The 16,854-nt window shown below is 73.2% G+C and carries 21 protein-coding genes and 1 pseudogene; 7 read left to right on the top strand and 15 right to left on the bottom strand.

The annotated features are described in order from the left end of the window. Positions 1-134: 134 nt before the first annotated feature. Positions 135-797, bottom strand: coding sequence for a TVP38/TMEM64 family protein (locus QP939_RS49085; protein WP_285453835.1), 663 nt, complete (start codon positions 795-797; stop codon positions 135-137). A 120-nt stretch (positions 798-917) separates the two neighbouring features. Here QP939_RS49085 and QP939_RS49080 point away from each other — a divergent pair. The 4 genes and pseudogenes from QP939_RS49080 (at position 918) to QP939_RS49065 (ending at position 4,103) form a co-directional block, all read left to right on the top strand. After that, positions 918-1,933: pseudogene (locus QP939_RS49080) on the top strand (DNA polymerase domain-containing protein). A 333-nt stretch (positions 1,934-2,266) separates the two neighbouring features. Next, positions 2,267-2,659, top strand: coding sequence for a DUF6221 family protein (locus QP939_RS49075; protein ID WP_285453834.1), 393 nt, complete (start codon positions 2,267-2,269; stop codon positions 2,657-2,659). Between the two features lie 36 nt (positions 2,660-2,695). Beyond that, a complete protein-coding gene (locus QP939_RS49070) occupies positions 2,696-3,691 on the top strand; it encodes an LLM class flavin-dependent oxidoreductase (RefSeq protein WP_285453833.1) in 996 nt (331 codons plus the stop codon). A gap of 193 nt (positions 3,692-3,884) precedes the next feature. Continuing rightward, positions 3,885-4,103, top strand: coding sequence for a S1 RNA-binding domain-containing protein (locus QP939_RS49065; protein ID WP_285453832.1), 219 nt, complete (start codon positions 3,885-3,887; stop codon positions 4,101-4,103). Between the two features lie 38 nt (positions 4,104-4,141). Here QP939_RS49065 and QP939_RS49060 read toward each other — a convergent pair whose 3' ends face one another. Then, complete coding sequence (locus tag QP939_RS49060) at positions 4,142-4,798, bottom strand: maleylpyruvate isomerase N-terminal domain-containing protein (RefSeq protein WP_285453831.1); 657 nt, start codon at positions 4,796-4,798, stop codon at positions 4,142-4,144. Between the two features lie 19 nt (positions 4,799-4,817). Then, entirely contained in the window at positions 4,818-6,371 is a 1,554-nt protein-coding gene (locus tag QP939_RS49055) for a PucR family transcriptional regulator (RefSeq protein ID WP_285453830.1), read from the bottom strand. Positions 6,372-6,495: 124 nt separating this feature from the next. On the opposite strand from QP939_RS49055, the gene pruA reads away from it, so the two are divergent. Next, the gene (pruA, locus tag QP939_RS49050) at positions 6,496-8,124 is read left to right on the top strand and encodes an L-glutamate gamma-semialdehyde dehydrogenase (RefSeq protein WP_285453829.1); all 1,629 of its coding nucleotides are present in this window, start codon (positions 6,496-6,498) and stop codon (positions 8,122-8,124) included. A 12-nt stretch (positions 8,125-8,136) separates the two neighbouring features. Next, positions 8,137-9,066, top strand: a complete 930-nt coding sequence (locus QP939_RS49045) for a proline dehydrogenase family protein (RefSeq protein ID WP_285453828.1) — start codon at positions 8,137-8,139, stop codon at positions 9,064-9,066. Between the two features lie 48 nt (positions 9,067-9,114). On the opposite strand, the gene trxA is transcribed toward QP939_RS49045, so the two are convergent. Then, positions 9,115-9,486, bottom strand: coding sequence for a thioredoxin (gene trxA / locus QP939_RS49040; protein WP_285453827.1), 372 nt, complete (start codon positions 9,484-9,486; stop codon positions 9,115-9,117). A gap of 84 nt (positions 9,487-9,570) precedes the next feature. On the opposite strand from trxA, the gene QP939_RS49035 reads away from it, so the two are divergent. Continuing rightward, positions 9,571-9,813: a DUF2630 family protein gene (locus tag QP939_RS49035; protein ID WP_285460021.1), complete on the top strand. Its 243-nt coding sequence runs from the start codon at positions 9,571-9,573 to the stop codon at positions 9,811-9,813. A gap of 52 nt (positions 9,814-9,865) precedes the next feature. Here the strand turns inward: QP939_RS49035 and QP939_RS49030 are convergent, their stop codons facing one another. The 11 genes from QP939_RS49030 to QP939_RS48980 all read right to left on the bottom strand — a co-directional run bounded on the left by QP939_RS49030 (position 9,866) and on the right by QP939_RS48980 (position 16,853). Next, entirely contained in the window at positions 9,866-11,413 is a 1,548-nt protein-coding gene (locus QP939_RS49030; RefSeq protein WP_285460020.1) for an alpha/beta hydrolase, read from the bottom strand. A 67-nt stretch (positions 11,414-11,480) separates the two neighbouring features. After that, complete coding sequence (locus QP939_RS49025) at positions 11,481-12,560, bottom strand: ATP-dependent DNA ligase (RefSeq protein WP_285453826.1); 1,080 nt, start codon at positions 12,558-12,560, stop codon at positions 11,481-11,483. A gap of 26 nt (positions 12,561-12,586) precedes the next feature. Beyond that, a complete protein-coding gene (locus QP939_RS49020) occupies positions 12,587-13,186 on the bottom strand; it encodes an Asp23/Gls24 family envelope stress response protein (protein WP_285453825.1) in 600 nt (199 codons plus the stop codon). Continuing rightward, positions 13,183-13,719 (bottom strand): DUF6286 domain-containing protein, encoded by a 537-nt coding sequence (locus QP939_RS49015; protein ID WP_285453824.1) that lies wholly within the window; start codon positions 13,717-13,719, stop codon positions 13,183-13,185. The genes QP939_RS49020 and QP939_RS49015 overlap by 4 nt, the downstream gene beginning before the upstream one ends. A gap of 2 nt (positions 13,720-13,721) precedes the next feature. Beyond that, complete coding sequence (locus QP939_RS49010; RefSeq protein WP_285453823.1) at positions 13,722-14,072, bottom strand: Asp23/Gls24 family envelope stress response protein; 351 nt, start codon at positions 14,070-14,072, stop codon at positions 13,722-13,724. Then, entirely contained in the window at positions 14,069-14,245 is a 177-nt protein-coding gene (locus tag QP939_RS49005) for a hypothetical protein (protein WP_013224542.1), read from the bottom strand. Before QP939_RS49005 ends, QP939_RS49010 begins: the two co-directional genes overlap by 4 nt. A 51-nt stretch (positions 14,246-14,296) precedes the next feature. Then, on the bottom strand, positions 14,297-14,620 hold the full coding sequence (locus QP939_RS49000) for a hypothetical protein (RefSeq protein ID WP_285453821.1): 324 nt from the start codon (positions 14,618-14,620) through the stop codon (positions 14,297-14,299). Continuing rightward, entirely contained in the window at positions 14,617-15,054 is a 438-nt protein-coding gene (locus QP939_RS48995; protein WP_285453820.1) for an Asp23/Gls24 family envelope stress response protein, read from the bottom strand. Before QP939_RS48995 ends, QP939_RS49000 begins: the two co-directional genes overlap by 4 nt. Before the next feature lie 88 nt (positions 15,055-15,142). After that, entirely contained in the window at positions 15,143-15,556 is a 414-nt protein-coding gene (locus QP939_RS48990) for an Asp23/Gls24 family envelope stress response protein (protein ID WP_285453819.1), read from the bottom strand. After that, the gene (locus QP939_RS48985) at positions 15,556-16,110 is read right to left on the bottom strand and encodes an RNA polymerase sigma factor (protein ID WP_285453818.1); all 555 of its coding nucleotides are present in this window, start codon (positions 16,108-16,110) and stop codon (positions 15,556-15,558) included. The genes QP939_RS48990 and QP939_RS48985 overlap by 1 nt, the downstream gene beginning before the upstream one ends. Beyond that, a complete protein-coding gene (locus QP939_RS48980; RefSeq protein ID WP_285453817.1) occupies positions 16,107-16,853 on the bottom strand; it encodes a pyrimidine reductase family protein in 747 nt (248 codons plus the stop codon). Before QP939_RS48980 ends, QP939_RS48985 begins: the two co-directional genes overlap by 4 nt. Position 16,854 lies beyond the last annotated feature (1 nt).

The raw sequence follows: 16,854 nt of genomic DNA, 5'->3' as shown, positions 1-16,854 counted from the left end.
GTGCCCGGCGATCAGCTGACCGGTGTCGATGGCGGCTGCTCCTGACGAAATTCCCGGTGGTGGTGGCCCTGCTCAGCGCGTTTCCGCTTCGCGCACCCGATCGAGTGTAGCGGTCGGCCGTGCGGGAGTTCGCGTCAGCCAGCCGGTCCGGCGGGCGCCGGTTCGGCCGGTGCCCGTTTCCGGAACACCTTGACCAGCCCGATCGCCCCGGCCAGCGCGAACACGCCGTAACAGGCGAGCAGCGCGGGCGGCGTGTCGCCGGTCAGGGCGTCGCCGAGGACGACCACGGCGACGGTGCCGGGCACGCTTCCCAGCAGCGTACCGGCCAAGTAGGGCGTCAGCCGGACGGAGGACACGCCGCAGAGGTAGCTGAAGGGCGCGAACGGCACCACCGGGATCAGCCGAAGCGAGGTGACGGCGAGGACGCCGCCGCCGGAGAGCCGCTCGTTGACCGTCCGGACGGCCGACCGGTGCAGGTGCCGGGTGACCAGGTCGCGGCCGAGCAGCCGGGCCAGCCCGAAGGACAGGCCGGCCGCGATGGTGGTGGCGACCAGCCCGATCGCGATCCCGGCCGCGGTGCCGACGAGCAGGCCGGCGGCGAGGTTGAAGACGGTCCGCGGGATGGGGGCGACGGTGAGCAACGAGTAGGCGACGAGCAGCACGAGCGGGGTGGCGGGGCCGGTGGCCGCGGCCCAGGCGCGCAGTTCGGCCGGGCCGGGGATCGGCAGCAGCGCCGCGGCCGCCAGGAAGAGGGCGAGCACGGCGAGCGCGACGATCAGCTTGGTGCGGCCGGACACCCGCCCCAATCTACAGCCGAGCTTTCACGTGAAAGCTCCCACCTGGGGCCCGAGCTTTCACGTGAAAGCTCGGGCACGTTCGCGGGCGCCGGGCGGCGCGATCCCCGCTAGCGTGGCCGCATGCCCAAGCACGGTGACCCGGTCGAGTACGAGGTGGGCGGGCGCACGGTCCGCGTCACGAGCCCGGACAAGGTGTACTTCCCCCAGCGCGGCATCACGAAGCGGCAGGTCGTCGAGCACTACATCACGGTCGGCGAGCCGCTGCTGCGCGCGATCGGCGACCGCCCGACGACGCTGAAGCGGTACGTCGACGGCGTCGAGGGCGAGTGGTTCTACGCGAAGCGCCTGCCGAAGGGCGCGCCGGAGTGGGTGGCGACGGCGGAGATCACCTTCCCGTCGGGCCGCAAGGCGGCCGAGGTGTGCCCGACCGAGCCGGCGGTGTTCGCGTGGGCGGCCAACCTGGGGACGTTCGACTTCCACCCGTGGCCGGTCCGGTCGGCCGACGTGGACCACCCGGACGACTCCGCATCGACGTCGACCCGCCGGACCGCGCGGGCTTCGCGGACGCGGTCGAGGTGGCGAGGGTGGTCCGCGAGGTCCTGGCGGACGCGGGTCTGACGGGCTACCCGAAGACGTCGGGCGGCCGCGGGGTGCACGTGCTGGTCCGCATCCGCCCGGAGTGGGACTTCATCGAGGTCCGCCACGCGGTGATCGCGCTGGGCCGCGAGGTGGAGCGGCGCATCCCGGAGAAGGCGACGATCGCGTGGTGGAAGGAGGAGCGCGGCGGGCGAGTGTTCCTCGACTACAACCAGGCGGCGCGGGACCGGACGGTGGCGTCGAGCTGGTCGGTTCGCGGGACGCCGCGGGCCACCGTGTCCACGCCGTTGACCTGGGAATTGCTGGACGAGGTCGACGCGGACGACTTCGACGTGCTGACGATTCCGGCGTTCCTCGCCTCGCATGGGGACTTGCACGCGGGGATGGATGCCGAGGCGTTCGGGCTGGAGACCGCTCTGGAGTGGTACGAGCGGGACCTTCGGGACCATGGGCTGGGGGATATGCCGTACCCGCCGGATTACCCGAAGATGCCCGGGGAACCGAAGCGGGTTCAGCCCAGCAAGGCCCGGCCGGACTGAGGTGCCGGTCGTCGCGCGGCCGCGGTGCCCCGGGGTCGGCCGCGCTTTGTGGCGGCGCCCGCGAGTTACCGGTCAGCGGGGACCGAATTCGGCGTTCCTGTGATCAACCGCATCCGGAGACGCGAATCTCCGCGAATTCCGCCGAACAGCCGTGCGCAAAGGCCCGCACAGAACGCGGAGTGATCATCCCTCCACGTGCTGTCGCCTTTCGGGTCACAAATGGCCTACGGCCGCCTTTGTGGTCTCGACCACCGGCGCCGACGGCGTAACGTGCGGTCCCGGAGTGACGACACTCCGGCGACCTGTCCGGGGCGAGTTCGAGGAGGCCCTTTCGTGGACGACCTGATCGCATTCCTCGCCGCGCGTGTCGGCGCGCGGCAGGCGTTGATCATGCAGGCCGTCAACAAGGCCAAGTCCGGCGAGGCGATGAACCGCGGCGAGACCAAGGTCGCCGTGGAGCAGAAGATCCGCGGGCTGACCGACCTCGAGCTCGACGTCGTCAACCAGATGATCAACGAGATCGAGGCCACCCGGCGGATCCTGCTCGCGCACCGCACCACCGTGTCGGAGAAGGTGCCCGGTTTCCCGCTCTACGGCAGCGAATACTGGTGTGAGACCTGCCACGTGCCCGCCGATGAGGCCGGTTCGAACTGGTGCCTCACCCTGCGCCTGCTGGCCCTGCCCTACGCCGACCACCCGGACTACAGCGAGCGCTGGCGGCCCTGATGGGAATCCGGCGCGCCGCCGGGCGTTGCACCCGGTGTGACGCCGATTTCCGTGCTCGACCGCTCGCCCGTCCGGCGTGACGGCGGGCCCGCGCGGGCGCTGCGGGACACCGTCGCCTTCGCCGCCGCCGTCGAACGGCTCGGCTACCACCGCTTCTGGGTCTCCGAACACCACGGCGTCCCCGGGGTCGCCGGGTCCGCGCCGACCGTGCTGGCCGCCGCCGTCGCCGGGGCGACGCGGCGCATCCGCGTCGGCACCGGTGGGGTCATGCTGCCCAACCACCGGCCACTGGTCGTCGCCGAGCAGTTCGGCGTGCTCGAAGCCCTGTACCCCGGGCGGATCGACATGGGGCTGGGGCGGTCCGTCGGCTTCACCGGCGGCGTGCGCGCCGCGCTCGGGCACGGCAAGGAGGACGCCGAGGACTTCGGCGCGCAGGTGCGGGAACTGCTCGGGTTCTTCACCGGCGAGCACGCCTATCCGGGCGTCCACGCCTATCCCGCCGAAGGTCTGCGCGTGCCGCCGTTCCTGCTGGCCACCGGCTCGGGCGCGGACCTCGCCGCCGAACTCGGGCTGCCCCTGGTGATCGCCCCGGTCCGCGGCGAACGCGCCTTGGTCGAAGCCGTGACGCGCTACCGGGACGGGTTCCGGGCGTCCGAGTGGGCGCGCGAGCCGTACGTCGTGGTGTCGACGGCGATCGCCGTGGCCGACTCCGCGGCGGACGCGCGACGCTTGCTGGTGTCCGAGGCCTGGGCGACGGTCTATTCGCGCTCCCACGGCGTCTTCCCGCCGCTGGCACCGCCCGCGGAGGTCCTGGACCTCCCGATGACCGACCGCGAGCGCAAGCGGCTCGAGGAGACCCTCGACGGCCAGATCTCCGGAACACCCGCCGAAGTGGGCGAGCGGCTCGGAAAGCTCGTCGACTCCGTGGCCGCCGACGAAATCCTCGCGACCACCGCCGCCTACGACCAATCCGCGCGGCTCGATTCTTTCGCCGCGCTCGCCGAACTGGCCGGGCTTCGCATTTCCGCGTGATTCAGTTTCCCGGTAGCGGGATATCGTGTCCGAATATTTCCGGGGTATGGTTTCCGGGTGACTGCCGGGTCGGCCTCGAGCCGTGAGCGGACGGGTTTCCCGGCCGTTCCGTGACCTCCGGGCGGGCCCGTGGCCCGCCGCCTCCCGCACGTCTTCCGAGAACGGAACGTGCGCGGGAAGGAGGTGAAATCGCATGTCCCAGTGGTCGGAGTTCGTGGCGGCCCACGCCGAGGGCGGCGTGCTCGACGGCGTCGTGGCCCGTGTCGTGCCGTTCGGCGCGTTCGTCGAGGTCGCGGACGGGATCCACGGGCTTCTGGTGAGCCCCGTGGTCCCCGAGGTGGGCAGCCGGGTGCGGGTCCGGATCGGCAGCGTCGATGTGGAGCGTCGCCGGTTCAGCCTGGTGACGGCGTGACCGAGGCCGGTTGAGGCGGGGTGGCCCGCCTCAACCGGTCAGCCGAGGACGAATGGCAGCCGTGCCGCGAGCGGGCCCAGCGCCGCCGCCTCGGCCGACGTCGGCTCGCGCCTGCCCGTAGCCACCAGCAGCACGTCCTCGTCCGAAAACGTCGCCGGGAACGCCGTCCCCGCGATCGTCTCCACCATCTCCCGCGTCCGCGCCAACCCCTCCTCCGGCGGCCCCGCCACCGACGGCACGTGCGCCACCAGATCCAGGTGGTGCAGCGTCCACTCCAGCACGTACGCCGACAGGTAGTCGCCCGCCGTCAGGACCATCTCCTGCGTTGACACTCGCATCCCCGGGGCCGCCAAGTCCGCCGCGCGCCCGGCCGCGGACCCCACGTCGTCCAGGTGGAACTTCAGCAACGCCGGGTCCTCGTACGCCGCCGCCAAGCGGACGATCAGCGCGTCCAGCGGGTCTTCCCCGGACGGCGGTTCGGAGGAGACCGCCCAATAAGTCACAGCGTCATGGGTAAGAGCAGCCGACGACGGGGTCACCAGCGTGATCAGCACGTCCTGCGCGTCGATCACCAAGTGGCACACCAGGTCCCGGACCAGCCACCCCCGGCACCCCGACGGCTTCGCGAAGTCAGCGTCCGGCAAGGCAGCGACCGCGGCGCGCAACGCCGCCCACGTACGCGAAAAGAGATCCACGCGCGCGAAGCTAGCAGGGTCACAGCCGCAGCTGCAGCTGAGTCAGCAGCCGCTGCGCCGGGTCGTCGAAGTCCACTCCGGACACTTCGGCCGCGCGGCGGACGCGGTAGCGGACCGTGTTGGGGTGGATGTTCAGCTCGCCGGCCGCCGCGCGGACGTCGCCGAACGCGTCCAGCCACGCCAGCACCGCCGGGACCAGGATGCCGCCGTGCTCCGCGTCGTGCTCCACCAGCGAAACCAGCCTCGGGTCGCGGATGCGCGGCTGCTCGCCCAGGAACGCCAGCACCTCCGACAGCAGGACCTCCGCGCGGACGTCCGCCAAGGAGGCGACGTCGGCGGCCCAGTGCCCACGCGCCATCGCCGCCAGGACGCGGTCCGCGTCGCCGCGGGACGCCGCCGCCTCCGACAGCCTCGGCACCACGCCGCCGAGGGCCGCGCGTACCGGGACGTCCAGGTGCCGCCGGGCGGTCGCCGTGATCTCGCGGGCCAGCGCCAGCACCGCCGCGTCCGAATGCTCCGGCAAGTCCGGCAGCAGCGCGTACACCCGGCCGCCGATCACGCTCACCAGTGCGCTGCGCCGGTAGGCCGCCGTGTGGACGGCGATCAGGTGGACCAGCTCCGCACGCCGGAGCTGGCGGTTGTCCGATCGCTCCAACGAAAACGCCAGCACCTGCGCGGGTCGTGCCGGGTCCGCGCCGATGTCGTCCGCGACGGACTCCGCGTCGAGCCGTCCTTCCAGCAGGCTCGCCAAGAGGTCTTCGCGCAGCCGGAGTTCGGGGCTGGGCAGCGTGCGCGCGCGGATCAGCTGCGGCGCCAAGGTGCGGCTCGCGCCGAGCAACGCCGTCTCGGCGCTTTCGGTCAGCGGCTGCGCGCCCTCCTGGACCCAGATCGTGCCCAGCGGCTGCTTGCCCGCGTGGATGCCCGCCGCGATGCGACGGCGGATGCCCAGCTCCGGGCGCTCGTCGATGCGGACGATCCCTTCCCCGGCGCGAAGCCGCTGGTAGACGCCCCATTCGCGCAACATCGCCAGGTAGCGTTCCGGGCCTTCGCGGCCGAGGATCGACAGCCGCCGCAGCTCGTCGACCTCGTCGCCCGCCCGCGAGTACGCGAGGACGCGATTGGCCGTGTCCTCGATGCTGACCAGGCCGCCGGTGAGCGTCGCGATCGTCTGGGCCAGGGCGAACAGGTCGCCGAGCACCTCGCCGCTGGCCGCCTCTCCACCCGCGCGCGCCGCCTCGACGACGCCGCGAGCCAGGGACTCCACCTGCTCCCAACGCGCCTCCGCGCCGACGGTCAGCAGCGCGACACCCGCGTCCGCCGCGACGTCGGCACCCGTCGCGCCCTTGACCGCCACCGCGGCCGCGCCGCCGCGCCCGGCCGCGCGGATCGCCGGGGCCGCCGCCCGGCCGCGTGCGCCGATCACCAGCACCAGGTCACCCGGCGAGGCCTCGAGGGGGTCTTCGGGGTCGAGGATCACGACGTCGGTGACCGGGACGCCCAGGCCGTGCGGGGCGACGACGACCTCGACGAGCGGCTCGCCGAGCGTCGCCAGGACGTGGCGCAGCGAGGTCATGGCGGGGTTATCCGATCGGACAAGATCATACGAGCGATTTTAGCCGCTTGGACAAGCCGTCACGACGTGTCCGGAGTTACCGTTCGGGGCATCAAAGACGTAGGAGAAAGGCAGAGGAGCCGCCGTGGACGCCGTGACCCAGACCCCCGCCCCGAAGAACGAGCCGGTGCTCACGTACGCGCCGGGCAGCGCTGAGCGCGCCGAACTCGAGGGTGCGCTCAAGCGGCTGGGCCAGGCGGAACCCGTCGACCTCACGGTCACCGTCGGTGGCGAGCAGCGCCCCGGCGGCGGCGAGAAGATCGACGTCGTCCAGCCGCACAACCACCGGCACGTCCTCGGCACCATCCACAGCGCGACCCAGCAGGACGCGTCCGACGCCATCGCGGCCGCCGCGAAGGCCGCCCCCGAGTGGCGCGCGCTGTCCTACGACGACCGCGCCGCGATCCTGCTGCGCGCCGCCGACCTGCTCACCGGCAAGTGGCGCGCCACGCTGAACGCCGCCACCATGCTCGGCCAGTCCAAGACCGCGACCCAGGCCGAGATCGACTCCGCCTGCGAGCTCGCCGACTTCTGGCGCTTCAACGTCGAGTTCGGCCGCCGCGTCCTCACCGAGCAGCCGGTCAGCTCGCCGGGCGTGTGGAACCGCATGGAGCATCGCCCGCTGGAGGGCTTCGTCTACGCGATCACGCCGTTCAACTTCACCGCGATCGCCGGCAACCTGCCGACCGCGCCCGCGCTGATGGGCAACACGGTGCTGTGGAAGCCGTCGCCGACCCAGTCGTTCGCCGCGCACCTGACCATGCGGCTGCTCGAAGAGGCCGGGATGCCGCCGGGCGTCATCAACCTGCTGCCGGGTGACGGCAAGGCCGTCTCCGAGGTCGCCCTGACCCACCGTGACCTGGCCGGCATCCACTTCACGGGCTCGACCGCGACGTTCCAGCACCTGTGGGCCACGGTCGGCGCGAACATCGCGGGCTACCGCGGTTACCCGCGGCTGGTCGGCGAGACCGGCGGCAAGGACTTCGTGCTCGCGCACCCGTCGGCCGACGTCGACGTCCTGCGCACCGCGCTGGTCCGCGGCGCTTTCGAGTACCAGGGCCAGAAGTGCTCCGCCGCTTCGCGCGCGTACATCCCGCGCAGCGTCTGGAACGAGCTGAAGGACGGCCTCGTCGCCGAGACCGAGGCGCTGTCCTACGGCGACGTCACCGACCTGTCGCACTTCGGCGGCGCGGTGATCGACCGGCGCGCGTTCGCCAAGCACACCGCGCTGTTCGACCAGGTGAAGAACGACGCTTCGGTGGAGGTCCTCACCGGCGGCACGGCCGACGACAGCGTCGGGTACTTCGTCCAGCCGACGATCCTCGTGTCGGACAACCCGAAGCACGAGATCTTCAGCACCGAGTACTTCGGCCCGATCCTGTCCGTGCACGTCTACGAGGACAACGAGTTCGACGCCGTCCTCAAGCTGATCGACGAGACCGCCGCCTACGCGCTGACCGGCGCGGTGATCGCGAACGACCGCACCGCCGTGGCCAAGGCCGCCGAGGCGCTGAAGTTCACCGCGGGCAACTTCTACGTCAACGACAAGCCGACCGGTGCCGTCGTCGGCCAGCAGCCGTTCGGCGGCGCGCGGGCCTCGGGCACCAACGACAAGGCCGGGTCGATCTTCAACCTGCAGCGCTGGACGAGCCCGCGCTCGATCAAGGAGACGTTCGTCCCGCCGACCACCGTCCGCTACCCGCACCAGAGCTGAGGGGAGACCGTCATGCTGCGTGCCCCGTTGCTCGCCGCCGCCCGGTCGAAGGGCATCCGGCGGCTCGTCGAGGCCGTGCCGGCCACGCGGTCCGTGGTGCGCCGGTTCGTCGCCGGGTCCGAGACCGCCGACGCCGTCCGCTGCGCCAGGGAGCTGGCCGCGGACGGGCGCCGGATCACCCTGGACCACCTGGGCGAGGACACCACCGACGCCACGCAGGCGGCGGCGACCGTCCGGGCCTACGAGGCCGTGCTCACCGCGCTGGCCGCGGAGGGCCTGGCCGAGGGTGCGGACGTGTCGGTGAAACTGTCGGCGGTCGGGCAGTTCCTGCCGGCCAACGGCGAGGACGTCGCGCTGGAGAACGCGCGGAAGATCTGCGCGGCGGCCGACGCCGTCGGCGCGACGGTGACCCTCGACATGGAGGACCACACCACCACGGACTCGACGCTCGGCATCCTGCGCGAGCTGCGCGGCGAGTACCCGTGGGTGGGCGCGGTGCTGCAGGCCTACCTGCACCGCACCGAGGCGGACTGCGCCGCGCTGGCCGGGCCGGGTTCGCGGGTGCGGCTGTGCAAGGGCGCCTACGCCGAGCCGGAGTCGGTGGCGTTCCAGGAGAAGTCCGAAGTGGACAAGTCCTACGTCCGCTGCCTGCGCGTGCTGATGGCGGGCCAGGGCTACCCGATGGTGGCTTCGCACGACCCGCGGATGATCGAGATCGCCGCGATGCTGGCCGAGGAGAACGGCCGCAAGGACGACGACCACGAGTTCCAGATGCTCTACGGCATCCGGCCGGAGGAGCAGCGGCGGATCGCGGCCTCGGGCGCGCGCATGCGCGTCTACGTGCCCTACGGCGACGAGTGGTACGGCTACTTCATGCGGCGGCTGGCCGAGCGCCCGGCGAACCTGGCGTTCTTCCTGCGCGGGCTCGCCACCCGGTCCTGAACACGACGAAGGCCGCCCCGCGGGGCGGCCTTCGTCGTGTGGTGGTGGTCAGGCCTGTTCGGCCTCGGCTTCGGCGGCCTTGCGCTTGACCTCGGCCATGTCGACCTCGCGAGCCTGCTTGATGAGCTCTTCGAGGGCGGGCTCGGGGAGCGCGCCGGGCTGGGCGTAGATGAGCGTCTTGTCCCGGATGATGGCCAGCGTCGGGATGGAGCGGACGTCGAAGGCGGCGGCCAGCTGCTGCTGCGCTTCGGTGTCGACGCTCGCGAAGACGATGTCGTCGTGCTTCTCGGAAGCCTTCTCGTAGACCGGCGCGAACTGGCGGCACGGCCCGCACCAGCTCGCCCAGAAGTCGATCAGGACGAACTCGTTGTCGGTTACCGTCTGGTCGAAGTTCTCGGCGGTCAGCTCAACGGTGCTCATGCCGTGGTCAACGAAGCGGCCGCGGCGGGAATTCCCGGGGCCGGGGTAGCGTCTCCCGAGGTACCCGTGAACGAGGAGGAACAGATGGCCGACGGCGAGATCCTGGGCCGCATCGACGAGCTGATCGCGGAGGAGCACGAGCTCCGCTCGCGCTCGGTGGGCGTGGGCCTGAGCGGCGGCGACCGCGACCGGCTGACGGCGCTCGAGCAGCAGCTCGACCAGTGCTGGGACCTGCTCCGCCAGCGGCGCGCGAAGTCGGAGTTCCACGAGAACCCCGACGACGCCGCGGCCCGGCCGGTGTCCGAGGTCGAGTCCTACCGCCAGTAGCGGGTCGTGAGTGTTCAGGGCGGTTAGAACCGCCCTGAACACTCACGAGCGGTTACGCGGGGCAGAGCGTGCCGTCGGCGGGGATCTTCCCGTCGACCAGGAACGCCCGGGCCGCGTCCGTGACGCACGGTGACGCGCCGACCGCGCCGTGGCCCGCGCCCTGCCACGTGATCGTCACCGCCGACGGCATCTGGTCGGCCGCGCGGGTGCTGCCCAGCTGGGGCGTCACCGGGTCGGCCGCGGTGGCCGTGACCAGGATCGGCGGGGCACCCGGCGCGCCCGGCGCGGGCAGCGGCTCGGTGCGCACCGGCCACGGCCCGCACCAGGCCAGCTGCTGGGCGACGACCGCGCCGAACTGCGGGTACTTCGCCCGCATCCCCGCGACGACCTGGTCGAGCTGGTCCGCCGAAAGCCGCGTCTGGCTGTCGTTGCAGCGCGTCGCGATCGTCGCGTCGATCCGCGACGGCTGGGCCCGCGAGTCGTGCAGCGCCGGGGCGGCGAACGCGGCCAGCGCGCCCGTGTTGCCGGAGCGCGCGGCGGCGATCGCGTCGGCCAGCTCGGGCCAGCGGGACTTCTGCGCCAGTCCGGAGTAGACGGCGAACATCGCGACGCCGGGGCCGAACGCGACGCCGTCGTCGGTCAGGGGTGCGTTGGTGCGCAGCTGCTCGGTGAGCGCCGCCAGCGCCGCCTTCGGGTCACCGAGGGCGCAGCCGCGGGCCGCGCAGTCCGTGGCGAACGCGTCCAACGTGGACTGGGCGCCCGCCGCGACGGCGTCGAGCACCGCCGCGGTGTCCGCGCCCGGGTCCGGGACGCCGTCGAGGACCATCCGCCCGACCTGGCCGGGGAAGCGCACGGCGTACTCGGCCAGCACCTTCGAGCCGTCGCCGCGGCCGAGCGCGTCGAGCCGCTCCATCCCCAGCTGCTTGCGGACTTCGTCCAGGTCGCCCGCGGTGCGCCAGCTGTCCAGCGCGGTCTGGGAGTCGTCCAGCTCGATCGCGCACTGCTGACCCGCCTTGCGCGCGGCGTCGAGGACGTCGCCGAGGCCGCCCTGGGCCGGGTCGGCGTCGATCAGGTCGTGCCGGATGTCGGCCGGCACGCACTGCACCGGTCCGGACAGCCCGGTCCCGCGCCGGTCGACGCCGATCAGCGAGAACTTCTCCAGGAACGCCGGGGGCAGCGTCGCGGCCAGGCGGGCGGCGTAGACCGTGCCCGGCTCGCCGTCGACGTCGTTGACCACGACCAGCGGCACCGGCCCGGAACCGACCTTCAGCGTCAGCAGCCGCACCATCGAGCGCCGGGCCTCGCCGGGCGCGTCGAGCGGGGCGGTGACCCGCGCGCACGTGAAGTGCAGGGTGTCCGGGACGCCGGGGGTGCCGATCCGCTGCCGGGTGTCGTCGTCGCAGTCGGCCCACTTCAGCGACGGCGACTGCGGTTCGCCCAGCGGCGGCAGCGGCACCGACGGCGTGGCGGACGGGGTGTTCGCCGTCGACTTGCCGTCGTTCTCCACCAGCGCCGGGCGGACCGACGGCCCCGCGGCGCAGCCCGCGGCCGAGGCCAGGGCGAGCAGCGCGACCAGGAGACGGGAACGGCGGCGGCGCACGGGCGGGGTCCTCACGTCGATCAAGGGCAGGTGTGCCGAGCTTCGCACGAGGAGTGTGGGACGCGGGTTAGCGGGTCCGCACCACCTGACCGCGGAACACGGCGTCGAGGTCGTAGCGGGCCGGTTCGTCGAGCTGGCTGTAGTCGCACGAGGAGGCCTCGCGGTCCGGGCGCCACCGCACGAACCGTGCGTTGTGCCGGAACCGCGACGGCATGCCGCCTTCGGTGTTCTCGTAGGCGACTTCGACGACGCGCTCGGGCCGCAGCGGCACCCATTCGTGCTCGGTCGCGCGCCAGCGCGTGATCCCGCCGGGGATCCGCTGGGCTTCGCCGGTGGCCCGGCCGCCCCACGGGTGGTCCTCGCCGTCGGTGATCAGTGGTGCCAGCTCTTCGGCCAGCTCCTTGCGCCGCTCCCGCGGGAACGCCCCGACCGTGCCGACGTGGTGCAGGATGCCGTGGTCGTCGTGCAGGCCCAGCAGGAACGACCCGACCAGCTCGCCGGGTTCGCCGTCGACGTGCCAGCGCAGCCCGGCGAGCACGCAGTCCGCGGTGCGCACGTGCTTGTACTTGAACAGCACCCGCTTGGCGGGCGTGTAGGGCTCGTCGAGGGGCTTGCCGATGACGCCGTCGAGCCCGGCGCCCTCGAACAGCTCGAACCAGTGCCGCGCGGTGGCCGGGTCGGTGGTCGCCGGGGTGAGCGGGAAGCGGTCGCCCGCCAGCTCGACGAGCCGTTCGCGGCGGACCGACGTCGGCAGGTCGAGCAGCGACTCGTCGCCGAGGGCGAGCAGGTCGAAGGCGACGAACTCGGCGGGCTGCTCGGCGGCCAGCAGCGTGACGCGGCTTTCGGCGGGGTGGATCCGCTGGGTGAGCGCGTCGAAGTCGAGCCGCCCGCCGCGGGCGACGACCAGCTCGCCGTCGAGCACGATCCGCGGCGGCAGGATCTCCCGCAGCCGCTCGACCGCCTCCGGGAAGTACCGGTTCAACGGCTTTTCCGCACGCGACTGCAGGTACAGCTCGTCGCCGTCGCGGAAGACGATGCAGCGGAAGCCGTCCCACTTCGGCTCGAACAGCAGGCCGCCGGAGTCCGGGATGGCCTTCGCGGTCTTGGCGAGCATCGGCTTCAGCGGCGGCTGCAGCGGTAGGGGCATGCCCGCATTCTGCGGAAGATCCCCGCTCAGCGCACGCGTTTCGCCGGGCTCGTGTCGAGTTCGAGGCGGACGGCGGCCGGCAGCGAGCCGAGGCCGAGCGACTCGCGCGCCCTGGTCAGCACGCGGGCGTCCAGCTCCGCCCAGACGGCCTTGAGGTCGGTGCCTTCGCGCAGCCACAGCGTGATGCGCAACGCGGGAGAAGTGCGCGAGCCGACCGCGCGGACGCGGGCGCGGCTGACGCCCTCGAGCTGTTCGGCGTCGGCCTGGACCGCGCCCGAGATCGCCGCGGCGGTGACCACCAGCTCGGCGCCTTCGGTCCGGTCGAGGTCCAGGTCCGGCCGCGGCTCCGGGCGCAGCGAGCGCAGGGCCCACCGCAGCCCGAGCACGAACAGCAGGACGCCGAGCACGATGGCGGCGATCTTCGCGGGCGTGGCGTGCCCGCCGAGCCAGCCGAGCGCGATCGGGTCCAGCAACGGCCGCCTGCCGCGGTACTCGCCGAGCCAGCCGAAGCCGACCACCAGCGCGAGCGCCCCGCCGAGCAGGGCCAGCAGGCCGACCAGGAACGTCAGGACGCGTTCGCCCGCGTAGGAGCGGGAAAGCGCCTTCGCGGCGACGGTCTTGCTCATCGGCGGTCCTTCGGGGAGTCGACGACGACGGTCACCTTCGGCCGCCGCACCAGCGGGACGTCGTCGAGCAGCGCGGCGACCGTTTCCAGCAGCCGCGGCCGCAGCTCGCCCTCGGTTTCGAGCCTGCTGGTGGCGCGGACGCGGATCCGCCGGGCGCTCGCGGTGACCTTCGCGCCCGCGACGTTGTCCTGGGCCCGCACGGTGAGCCCGACCAGCCGGGCCAGCGACCGCGGCGACGTCGAGACGCTCACCTCGTCGGCCGGGTCGGTCAGCCGGACCGCGCGGCTCGACGCCCCGAGCGCGCACAGCACCAGGACCAGGCCCGCCGCGGCGAGCACCCCGGCGCCGACGCGCACCGCGTAGGCGTCCCAGCCCAGCGCCGCGAGCTCGGCCTGCCAGCGCGGCCACGGCACCAGCAGCGGCGCCGAACCCGGCCGCCACCAGTGCCAGCCGACCTCCAGGGCCAGCACCGCCCCGGCGGCCGCGAAGCCCAAGCCCAGCAGCGTGGACAGGATGCGGACGAACGGGCGCACGGCTACCGCACCCTCGGCGGGACGTCCGGCAGCAGCGCCGACACTGTCACCGCGAGCGTCCGCACGTGGTAGCCGGTGAGCAGCTCCACTTCTTCGACGACCTTGGCGCGCACGTCGCCGACGACCGCCCGGACCGCCGCCGGGTAGTTCAGGGCGAGGTCCAGCGCGAGGTCGACGTCGTTGTCCAGGCCGCCGACCTTGGCCTTCGCGCCCCGCTTGCCGTCGCGCGCGGTGCCCGGCACCTGGTCGGCGGCGTGCTGCGCGACCTTGCGCACCACCGTGTGCCCGACGGTCAGCGTGCCGCGCTCGGCCGGTTCGGCGAGCTCGCGCGGCACGTCGAGGACGCGGTTCACTTGTCGCGGCCCTTGCCGAACAGCTCGCCGAGGTCGAGCTCGCCGTCGAGGACCCGGCCGGCGACCAGGCCGATGATGCCGACGGCCAGGGTCACCAGGAACGCGGTGAACCCCTGGGTCGCGGCGAGGCCGAGGATCAGCCCGGCCAGTAGCCCGGTCTGCGTTGCGTTCACATGTCCTCCTTGGACGGCTGGGACGGGGAAAAGCCGGCCCCGGGCACGCGGTCAGCGCACCCGGGGCGGACGACGGCGGCGGCGGAACCGCGCCAGCACGGCGGCGATGCCGCGCCGGTTGACGACGAAGGTGACCGGAGCGTCGAAGCGCCCCAAGGCGGCCTTGGTTGCGTCTGACGCACCGAAGGCCGCCTTGGGTGCGTCAGACGCACCGAAGGCCACATTGGGGCGCGCATCGTCCACTTCGGACTCGCGGAACCGGGCCAGGCCCGCGGCGAACTCCGCCGGGTCGCCGCCGACGTCCGGGTGGTGGGCGCGGACGAACGCGCGGAAGGCCGCCCGGCCCGCCGCGTCGCCCTCGCCGCGCCCGGTCATTCCACGCGCGTCGATTCGGGCTCTTCCTCGCCCGGCAGGTGGATGTCGTTGACCGAGATGTTCACCTCGATCACCTCCAGGCCGGTGATCTGCTCGACGGCGCCGATCACGTTGCGCCGCACCGCGCGGGCGACGTCGGCGATGCGCGCGCCGTACTCGACGACGACGTCGAGGTCGATCGCGGTCTGCTTCTCGCCGACCTCCACCGCCACCCCGGCGGTGGTGACCGTGCCGGAGCCGGGGATCCGTTCACGCAGCGCGCCGATCGCCCGCGACACCCCGCCGCCGCCGAGCGCGTGCACCCCGCCGACCTCGCGGGCGGCCAGGCCGGCGACCTTCTGCACGACCAGCGACGAGATCGTGGTGCGGCCGGCGGCGCCGTCCTCGTTGAGCGGGGTGACCGTGCCGGGGCTTTCGGTCCGTTCCGGGTGCATGCGTGCGGGCTCCTCTCGCGGGGACTCTCGCCCTTACGATGCCCGCGAACCCGGAACCCTCACGCAAGGTCCCCCGATCGGGGGAACGTCAGCCGGGGTGGACGTCCACGACGTGCACGTTCACCGTGGCGGGCACGCCGAGCTGGCGCGAGAGCTCCGCGGTGGTCTCGCGCCGGAGCACTTCGGCGGCTTCGTCGGCGGCGACCCCGAACCGGACCGACACGAGCACCTGCACGACGTCGTCCTCGACGGCCACCGCCGAGACGCGGACGCCGTCCGGAGCGCGGTCCGCCGCGATGGTCCTGGCCAGGTCGGCGACGACCCCTTCGGTCACCCGCAGGCTGCCGTCCTCGCCGGGCACCTCGACCGCTGTCCGGCGGCCGCGCGCGACCGCCCGCAGCACGCGTTCGACCAGGCCGGGCGGGGTCGGCACCCGGTGGGCGGCCGCCCGGCGCACGGCGTCCCAGCGGGGATCCCGCTCGGGATCCGGAGACTCGGCCATCACCGCTCCCTCAACTCGGCGAGCAGCGCCACCCTGGCCCGGTGCAGCCGGGAACGCAAGGCGCCGACGTTCACGTCGAGCACTTCGGCGACCTCTTCGTAGCTCAGCCCCTCCAGTTCGCGCAGCACCAACGGCACCCGCTGGGACAGCTCGAGCCTGCCGATCGCGCGCAGCACCGCGTCGACCTCTTCGGCGCGCACGACGCGGCCTTCGGGGCCCGGTTCGGCGGCGGCGAGCAACGCGGTGTCCACAGTGGACTGCTCGGCGGGCTCGTCGAGGGAGACCGTGGGACGGCGGCGGCGCAGCAGGGCGAGCGCGCTGTTGGTGACGACGCGGTAGAGCCACGTCGACACGGCGGACTCGTGCCGGAAGGATCCCAATGAGCGCCACGCGGCGAGCCACGACTCCTGCACGACGTCCTCGGCTTCGGCCGCGCTGCCGGTGATCCGCAGGGCGACGCGGTACATCCGCGGCGTGTGCCGCCGCACCAGCGTGCCGAACGCGCCCTCGTCGCCGCACGCGGCCCTGGCCAGCAGATCGGCGTCGTCGGTCACCCGGCGTCCCGGCGGTAGCGCAGCAGCGTGAAGCCGTCCTCGACGAGGATCGAGGCCAGGGCGAGCCGGCGCGGGACGGCCACCGGGCCCGCGGCGATCCGCGAAGCCGGGCCCGCCACCAGCATCGGGGCGACGGTCAGGCACAGCTGGTCGACGCGGTCGGCCTCGACGAGCTGCGCGAACAGCCGCGGCCCGCCTTCGCAGGCGATCCGGCGCAGCCCGCGCGCGGCGAGCAGGTCGAGGACGCGGGGGACGTCGACGTCGGTTTCGCCCGCGCGCAGGACTTCAGCCCCGGCCGCTTCGAGGGCGGCGGTGTCGGCGCGTTCGGTCGTGACCACGATCGGCGGCACGGCGGTTTCGGTGAACAGCCGGGACGCCGGGTCGAGGTCGGCGGTGCGCGTCACGACGGCGATCGGCGGGACGCCGGTGAACCCGAGACGGCGACGGCGCTCCAGACGCTTCGGGCCCGCCACGACCCCGCGGTAGTCCTCCGCGCGAGCCGTGCCGGCGCCGACCAGGATGACGTCGGCGAGGTCGCGGCCGAGCAGGAAGACGCGGCGGTCGGCGGCGTGCGAAAGCCCGGCCGAGGTGGTGTCGACCTCGACCGCGCCGTCGGCGGACGCCACGAAGTTCACCTGCACCCACGCCCGGTCGGGCTCCGCCGGGTAGGCGTAGATCTCTTCCAGGTCCGTCCCGGTCAGCTCGCCCGTCGAAGAGGGCCACACGCTCCGCACACCGATCATC

Origin of the sequence: Amycolatopsis nalaikhensis (assembly GCF_030264295.1) — a bacterium.
Taxonomy (GTDB): Bacteria; Actinomycetota; Actinomycetes; order Mycobacteriales; family Pseudonocardiaceae; genus Amycolatopsis; species Amycolatopsis nalaikhensis.
The sequence above is the reverse complement of the archived record's forward strand: the minus strand, read 5'-3'. Positions and strand labels throughout refer to the sequence as shown.

Excerpts from the sequence above, each read along its gene's own strand:
- QP939_RS49065 (WP_285453832.1), top strand. The coding sequence starts at position 3,885 with ATGTCCCAGTGGTCGGAGTTCGTGGCGGCCCACGCCGAGGGCGGCGTG.
- QP939_RS49055 (WP_285453830.1), bottom strand. The coding sequence starts at position 6,371 with ATGACCTCGCTGCGCCACGTCCTGGCGACGCTCGGCGAGCCGCTCGTC.
- QP939_RS49045 (WP_285453828.1), top strand. The coding sequence starts at position 8,137 with ATGCTGCGTGCCCCGTTGCTCGCCGCCGCCCGGTCGAAGGGCATCCGG.
- trxA (WP_285453827.1), bottom strand. The coding sequence starts at position 9,486 with ATGAGCACCGTTGAGCTGACCGCCGAGAACTTCGACCAGACGGTAACC.
- QP939_RS49035 (WP_285460021.1), top strand. The coding sequence starts at position 9,571 with ATGGCCGACGGCGAGATCCTGGGCCGCATCGACGAGCTGATCGCGGAG.
- QP939_RS49025 (WP_285453826.1), bottom strand. The coding sequence starts at position 12,560 with ATGCCCCTACCGCTGCAGCCGCCGCTGAAGCCGATGCTCGCCAAGACC.
- QP939_RS49020 (WP_285453825.1), bottom strand. The coding sequence starts at position 13,186 with ATGAGCAAGACCGTCGCCGCGAAGGCGCTTTCCCGCTCCTACGCGGGC.
- QP939_RS49000 (WP_285453821.1), bottom strand. The coding sequence starts at position 14,620 with ATGACCGGGCGCGGCGAGGGCGACGCGGCGGGCCGGGCGGCCTTCCGC.
- QP939_RS48995 (WP_285453820.1), bottom strand. The coding sequence starts at position 15,054 with ATGCACCCGGAACGGACCGAAAGCCCCGGCACGGTCACCCCGCTCAAC.
- QP939_RS48990 (WP_285453819.1), bottom strand. The coding sequence starts at position 15,556 with ATGGCCGAGTCTCCGGATCCCGAGCGGGATCCCCGCTGGGACGCCGTG.
- QP939_RS48980 (WP_285453817.1), bottom strand. The coding sequence starts at position 16,853 with ATGATCGGTGTGCGGAGCGTGTGGCCCTCTTCGACGGGCGAGCTGACC.